We start from the raw sequence: 6,886 nt of genomic DNA, 5'->3' as shown, positions 1-6,886 counted from the left end.
CGAAAAATCTTCTCTTCATCCCTTGGGCTTGTCTTGGCAACTAGAATAACTGCTCCCCCTATTTATTGAGCCGATACCAGCAATTCAAGTACAGCAAGTATTTACCAAAAGTTACGACCTGAAAGATAGTCTGGTACGTTTGGGTTCAGGAACTGCAAAAACTCCATTTATTACCTTACGTTTGATAGAAGTTCGTTCTGGTAAAACCTGGCATTCTTATTTGACAAGCGTGCTTGACCCTCAAGTATTACCACCCTACGTTGTGGCAGATTTATATCGTAGGCGCTGGAGAATTGAAGATGCTTTTAACACTGTCAAAAGGCTCTTGGGCTTAAGTTATTTGTGGACTGGTTCTCTTAACGGCATTCAGCTCCAAATTTGGGGGACTTGGATATTTTATGCGCTCTTGGTCGATTTAGGTGATGCCGTTGCTGACGAACTCTCTTTACCAATAGATTCGATTTCATTAGAAATGATTTACCGGGGTCTTTACCATTTTTATGTAGCTCATCAAAAAGGTAAGGCAACTGACCCCCCAAAGTATTTCGCCGCGCCCGAAAACCGAGATTTAGGTATTGTTAAATCTCAACGAAAGCCCAATGTTAAATTAATTGTTGCACCTTTCCCCGATCGACAGCGAGGCAAAAACCAATTTTTCTTTGACACATCTTCTCAAATCCCCTTGACAACTGGCATACAGGCTTAACTTGTGACCAATGATCGCGCCCTAACAATCTGTCTTTTATGTCTGGCTTGCGCCTTAGCAATTGCTGTTGCGCCAATTGTCACGCCCGCTCAATCCACAAGTCAATTAGAATTTCGCATTACTCAATTAGAACGTCAAATTTCTGAACTCCGAGGACAAATCTACAGTTTGCAGAATCAAGGTTCTAGAGTTAACCGGCCTCAGTCTCCTCCCCCTTCAGGTTCGGGTCGCACAAATCCTAGAACGCTGTCGGGAGACCCGATGTTTGATAATTTAGCAACTTTGGCAATTGAAACTAAGCAAGATGTTATTAAAATTCAAGAGCGGTTGTCAAAGCTAGAAGCGTCGAGAAATCGCTAGAGAAGGAAGAAGGAAGGCACGACACGGATTTGGACACGGATACAGGGATTAATTATTGAGCAAAAGTCGGGAGTCAGGAGTCAGGAGTCAGAAGGAAGAGGGAAAAAGTCAGTAGTCATTAGTTAGAAGAATGAAGTCATATTCTCCCCTACTCACAACTCCAAACTCTTCCCCTCTCCCTCTCTGCCATTCTTCGACGTTGAGGTCGAGAAAAGCAGGGTCTGCTAAAAGTTAACTTGCAGAACTATTCAATGATATGGAAATAAAAGGCTGCAACCACAAAATTGATTGCTAACAGCAAGAGAAACCAGCCTGCGCGAAATGTGTAAGGGAATTTGCCCGTTTTCATCACGGAGTCGGATTTTAATTGGTTCTTCGCTATCTCTGCCATAGGTAAAGCTCCTAATTCATAATGTCACTCTATTTACAAATAGCAGAGAGCGTCGCACTTATGCACAATCCTCTAGAGTTATTTTTTGTAACAAGGAGTTTATACCGAGTTGAATTCAAATTAGTTTCAATCGCTCTCTCCGGCGTGGTAGGAACTGCGGACGAGAGGCCCCGATCGCACGCGCTCAAACCCCATCTCCCGCGCGATCGACCCAAAACGGTCAAATTCCGCAGGCGTCCAGTATTTACGCACTGGGAGGTGCTCTAGAGATGGTCTCATGTATTGACCGAGGGTAAGGCGATCGCACTTGGCGTCCCGCAAATCAATCATCGCTTCGACTATCTCGGCTTCGGTTTCCCCGTGCCCCAACATCAAACCGGATTTGGTGGGAATAGTTGGGTCATATTGCTTAACAATACGCAGAACGTCGATCGAGCGATCGTACTTGGCCCCCCTCCGCACCGGCCCTTGCAACCGACGCACCGTCTCAATATTGTGGTTGTAACAAGCCGGTTTAGCCTCCACCACCGTGCGAATCCGCTGTCGCTGCAACTCATCGAGGCCGGAATTCTCCCCGTCGGGGGCGGGCACGGGGAGGGCGGGCACGGGGGCACCGCCCCTACCTGTTCCCCCCCAAAAATCCGGCGTCAGTACCTCCACTTCAGTATGCGGGTTAAGAAGGCGGATTTGGGCGATCGTCCTTGCAAACCAACCCGCGCCCCCATCCGGCAAATCATCCCTCGCCACCGAAGTCAGCACCGCATAGCGCAAACCCAACAACTGCACAGCCTCGGCCACCTTTTTCGGTTCCTCCGGGTCTAGCGGCATCGGAGAATGACCTTTATCTACTTGACAAAAAGCACAAGCACGGGTGCAAGTCGGCCCCATCAACAAAAAAGTCGCCGTTTTTTGCGCGTAGCACTCGCCCCGGTTGGGACATCTCCCCTCCTCACAAATCGTGTGAATTTGCCGCTGTTTGATAATTTTTTGCACTTGGGAAAGTTCGCTAGCTTTGCCAACGGGCCTACGCAACCACTCCGGCATCGCCTCGATTTCACTCCGCATTTGGGCGGCAATTGCTTTGACTGTAGGAGTTTTAGGAGTTTGGGGCGACATAAAATTAAGTGGTGATTGAGTTAATTCCTTCGATCGTATCCGAAATCAAAGCCCCTGAACTTGTAGGAGTATCACCCGAAATCCGAATCGCGCCGAAATGCAACAAAACTAAACTCGCCCAGAATTATGGGTAGAATTCTGTTAGGGATATACTGAAGGTTGCAAATCATCACTCATTCATTACTGAAGGAGTCAGTCGTGGCTGGTCAAAAAATCTTGGTAATCGATGACAGTAAAGTCATCCGCGTCCGAGTCCGAGAGATGTTGCCGCAGGGTAACTTTGAAGTTCTAGAAGCAAAAGACGGCGAAGAGGGACTCAAACTGATCCGTCAAGCCCGGCCCAATCTAATTATGTTAGATTTCCTACTGCCCAAAGTCAGCGGTTGGGAAGTGTATCAAAAAGTGCAAGCCCATCCTGAGCTTTCTAAGATACCTTTGGTGATCATGTCGGGCCGCGAAGAAGAGGTGATGGAAAAAATTCCGAAACCCTTTGAGAAGCATTTTTTTGCATTCATCGCCAAACCGTTTGAAAAGAAGCAGCTAACCGAGGCGATCAAATCGGCGATGGTACTGGCCAAAAAGAAACCTGTACCGGAAGCCCCAGCAGCCGCCGCTGCACCCACTTCTGGAGCGGGCGCCGCCGAAATTCAAGCGATGACTGCGAAAATGGCAAAAATGCAAGCGGAAATTGATGCACTCAAAAAACAAATGACTCAGGTGATTACGATCATCAAGCAGAAATTGAAATAATTCTGCTGTTTTTTGAAGGCACTTATGTAGAAGGAAACTTCCACACCGTGAAACTTTCAGTTGAGTCTCAAAGGCTGCGATTTTATCCGCATTTTTTTGCCAAATTGTTTGAGCGAGTGCGATCGCAAATAGCCTGCAACTGGTTTCTCAAAATCCCAGTGAGAAAATCAATTAAAAGTTAAAAATAAAACAAGGGAGGAAATTAATTATTAAATTATATTAGGATTTTTAATTCCCGCTCGTTCCCTACTACTCAATTATCAACTCCTCAGTCTCATTTTTTTGGTTAATGACTAACGACTATTCCGATTTTTTGCCTCAACTGCGTGCCTCAACAGAGCAATTATTGAAAAGATTAGACTGCTTCGATCGAGCGCAGGTATTAGCGATCGGAGATTTGACCTTGGACGAGTTTCTTACCGGACAAGTAGAGCGAATTTCCCGCGAAGCACCTGTGTTGATTTTGCGCTACGAAAATACTCAGCAAGTACCCGGAGGTGGCGCAAATGCTGTCTATAATTTAGCCAAACTGGGAGGCAAAGTAAAAGTTGCTGGTTTGGTGGGAAAAGACGACCAGGGAAAGGCTTTGTGCGGTATTTTTGAGGCGGCGGGAATTGATACGGGTGGGATTTTAATCGATTCGCAGCGTCCAACTGTCACCAAAACTCGAATTTCCGGGCACGCGCGGCAGTCGGTGACTCAGCAAATTGTACGAGTCGATCGCAAATCGGACGAGTTGCCGGATTTAGATTTGCAGTTGCAACTGGCAGACTACATCCGGCAGCAAATACCGACAGTAGATGCCGTGGTTTGTTCCGACTACGGCGACGGAGTTTTGACAAATTTGGCGATCGAATCGGCAGTGGTTCCCGGCAAAACAATTGTAGACGCTCAAACAAATTTGCAGCGATATTCTGGAGCAATGCTGTTTACTCCGAACTTGCCAGAAGCCGAGCAAGCCGTCGGATATGCTATCAAAAACCCTCAAACTTTAATGCAAGCAGGACGCGATTTATTGAACTTAACTCAAGCTCAAAAAATCCTGATTACTCGCGGTGAAGAAGGGATGAGTTTGTTTGAAAGGGCGAACGGCGAAGAAATCAAAAATTCACCCCCTCCAACATCTATTTGTGAAAAGGGGGAATTTGCCATTCAAAGTTGGGACATTCCCCCTTTTAACAAGACTGATGTATTCGACGTAACTGGTGCTGGAGATACAGTTGTAGCAGCCATGACTTTAGCTTTGTGCGTCGGTGCATCCGGTTGGGAAGCGGCAGTTTTGGGCAATTTGGCGGCTAGTATTGTCGTGCGTCAATTCGGTACGGCAACGACGACAGCAGACGAAATGAAAGAAGCTTTAAAAACGATGATCGATCACTAATCAGTTGTAATGGGTGATTGATTTACTTGTTCCCAGGCAGAGCCTGGTAACGCAGATCCGGAGGCTCAGCCTCCAATTTTCCTATCGCTTTTCGAGGCTGAGCCTCTAGATATCGGTTCCCAGGCTCTGCCTGGGAACCAGCGATTAAAGGCCGGGGCGGGTTTACATATTTTCCCGTTTCTATTCAATATCTTGGCGAACCCGCCCCTACAGGAATCATGGTTAATTGACCGGACATGATATTACTACTGACTAATGACTAATGACTAACGACTACTTACTTTTTTTCAAAATTTGCCCCTTGTCATCAATTGTCAAACCGCTATTGGGAAAATCGCTCTTTGTCAAACGATTAATCAACCCCACAGTCCTAAATTTGTTATCAACAGCCGGAACACCTCGCCCGTCAAGTTGGACGGGGATAATCTTACCAGAAACAAAATCCCCTTGCGGAGTCATTTTCACATCCAAAATTAGAGATTGACCGAGTGCTCCTGCTGTGGACAAAGTGCGATAACCCAAAAAATTGCCCAGCGAATAAGCAACCAATTTCCCTTTATAAAGTTCCATCGCTCGCGGGACGTGCGGGCCATGTCCCAAAATCAAATCTGCTCCCGCATCAATCATCGTCCGCGAAAACAAAACCATATTTCCCCGGTTTTCTCCGTAAAAAAACTCAGTTTTATTTCTCACATTCAGAGCTCCTGTTCCTTCAGAGCCAGCATGAACTGATATCACTACAATATCAGCCTTTTGCTTGGCTTTTTTGACAACTTCTGCTCCCGCTTTGAGTTCCAGCAAGGAATTGTGAACTTCGCCGTAGTTGCTGAAACCGATAAAGGCAAAATTCACGCCCTTGACATTTTTATAAACAATTTGATCTCTTTTGCCAACAGCCTTCATGCCGTTGCTGTCGATGTTTTTAATCGTGTCATTAAATCCTTTCTCGTGAAAATCGTAAGAGTGATTGTTGGCAATATTCAAAATATCAAAACCAACATCTTTGAAGATTTTGGCATAACTCGGAGGCGTCCGAAAGGCAAACAGCATTCGTCCGCCGCCTGCTTTGGAACTGTAAGGATGATCGGTCATCGTGCTTTCAAAATTGCCAAACAGAATATCAGCTCCTTTGAGGTACGGTTTTACCGACTCTAATAACATCTCTTTTTTTGCCGGCAGTTTGTTGTAGGGATAATTTGTGCCGGGGATCATGTCACCAACTGCTTTGATGCTGACAGTGGCAGGCACAATGGCAGGTTTTGTGGCGGCAGGGGAGGGCGGTTTTGGAGCTGGAAGGGGTTTGGCTGCGGGTGTCGAACTCACTTCTTGTACCGCAGGCTTTGACGTTGGAGGGTTATTAGTAGCGGTGGTTGGGGATTTGTAAAGTTGAGAAGCCAGCATAAAGCCGGATATCGGTACGAGAATTAGACTCAGAGCACCGACTGACAGCCCAGATTTTTTAGTTTTAGTGCCTGCTAATTCTGGCTGGGGTGATGGCTTTTGCTGCCTTTGGTTTGGGGGTTTTGGAGTTGGGATTTTAGGGGGTTGGGGCGGAGATTTTTCTGGTATTTGAGTGGGCGCCGTTGTGACATTTTGAGGTTTTTCTAGCTTGGGCAAAGTCACAGGAATGGGAGAAGCGGCTACACTAGCGGCTACTGCTGCACTCGCAGCTACTGCGGCATTCACGGCAACTAACGGACTCACGGGTGCGGCAGTCAAGCGTTTTTTTAATTCTACCGTCTGAGTCCAAGCGGGCAATTGCTGGCCGTCGCGCCGCCCGTAAACTGTCACTGAGTAAAGGTTATTTGGTTGCAGCCGCTGCAGCCCTTTGACTGCGACTCGGAGACAGGCTTCTTCTGCAGGCAAATGTTCTGCTTCCAGCAGCAGGTGCAGGGTGTCGTTTTCCCGGCTGGCTTTAGCCGTGACGCCGAAGCTTTGGAGTGCTTGGCTGATCAGAAATGCGATCGCCCTGGCATCGCCTTCTTTTGCTAAATTTAAAATATCTTGTTGGCTCACAAACGCCTCTACTCTCACACTAGAAATTTAGCTCGATCTTATATCAAATTTGGCTGCACAGCATTAAATACCGATTGATTTAACTTAAGTAAGGAATGAGAATTAAATAACTTCCACTCTTGAAAGTGGGATGGGCGTCCCGCCCGTCCTTTTTGGACGGGCGGGA

General features: G+C 46.8%; 6 protein-coding genes and 1 pseudogene. 4 read left to right on the top strand and 3 right to left on the bottom strand.

The window, feature by feature from the left end; all coding sequences use genetic code 11:
• Positions 1 to 79 precede the first annotated feature (79 nt).
• Together QT987_RS29100 and QT987_RS29095 are read left to right on the top strand one after the other, a co-directional pair.
• Positions 80 to 706, top strand: a pseudogene (locus QT987_RS29100) (transposase); the annotation flags it as partial.
• A 3-nt stretch (positions 707 to 709) separates the two neighbouring features.
• Positions 710 to 1,066, top strand: coding sequence for a hypothetical protein (locus QT987_RS29095; protein WP_333246923.1), 357 nt, complete (start codon positions 710 to 712; stop codon positions 1,064 to 1,066).
• Positions 1,067 to 1,310: 244 nt separating this feature from the next.
• Here the strand turns inward: QT987_RS29095 and psaX are convergent, their stop codons facing one another.
• Complete coding sequence (psaX, locus tag QT987_RS29090) at positions 1,311 to 1,415, bottom strand: photosystem I protein PsaX (RefSeq protein WP_333214470.1); 105 nt, start codon at positions 1,413 to 1,415, stop codon at positions 1,311 to 1,313.
• Positions 1,416 to 1,583: 168 nt separating this feature from the next.
• Positions 1,584 to 2,573, bottom strand: a complete 990-nt coding sequence (locus QT987_RS29085; RefSeq protein WP_333246921.1) for a lipoyl synthase — start codon at positions 2,571 to 2,573, stop codon at positions 1,584 to 1,586.
• A 198-nt stretch (positions 2,574 to 2,771) separates the two neighbouring features.
• Here QT987_RS29085 and QT987_RS29080 point away from each other — a divergent pair, with 198 nt between their 5' ends.
• Both QT987_RS29080 and QT987_RS29075 read left to right on the top strand, forming a co-directional pair.
• Positions 2,772 to 3,323 carry a response regulator gene (locus tag QT987_RS29080; protein ID WP_006635176.1) on the top strand — a complete coding sequence of 184 codons (552 nt, stop codon included), beginning with the start codon at positions 2,772 to 2,774 and terminating at the stop codon, positions 3,321 to 3,323.
• Between the two features lie 289 nt (positions 3,324 to 3,612).
• Positions 3,613 to 4,704: a PfkB family carbohydrate kinase gene (locus QT987_RS29075; protein ID WP_333246919.1), complete on the top strand. Its 1,092-nt coding sequence runs from the start codon at positions 3,613 to 3,615 to the stop codon at positions 4,702 to 4,704.
• Positions 4,705 to 4,977: 273 nt separating this feature from the next.
• Here QT987_RS29075 and QT987_RS29070 read toward each other — a convergent pair whose 3' ends face one another.
• Entirely contained in the window at positions 4,978 to 6,720 is a 1,743-nt protein-coding gene (locus tag QT987_RS29070; protein ID WP_333246917.1) for a CapA family protein, read from the bottom strand.
• Positions 6,721 to 6,886 lie beyond the last annotated feature (166 nt).

It is taken from the genome of Microcoleus sp. SVA1B4 (assembly GCF_036700545.1).
GTDB lineage: Bacteria > Cyanobacteriota > Cyanobacteriia > Cyanobacteriales > Microcoleaceae > Microcoleus.
The sequence above is the reverse complement of the archived record's forward strand: the minus strand, read 5'-3'. Positions and strand labels throughout refer to the sequence as shown.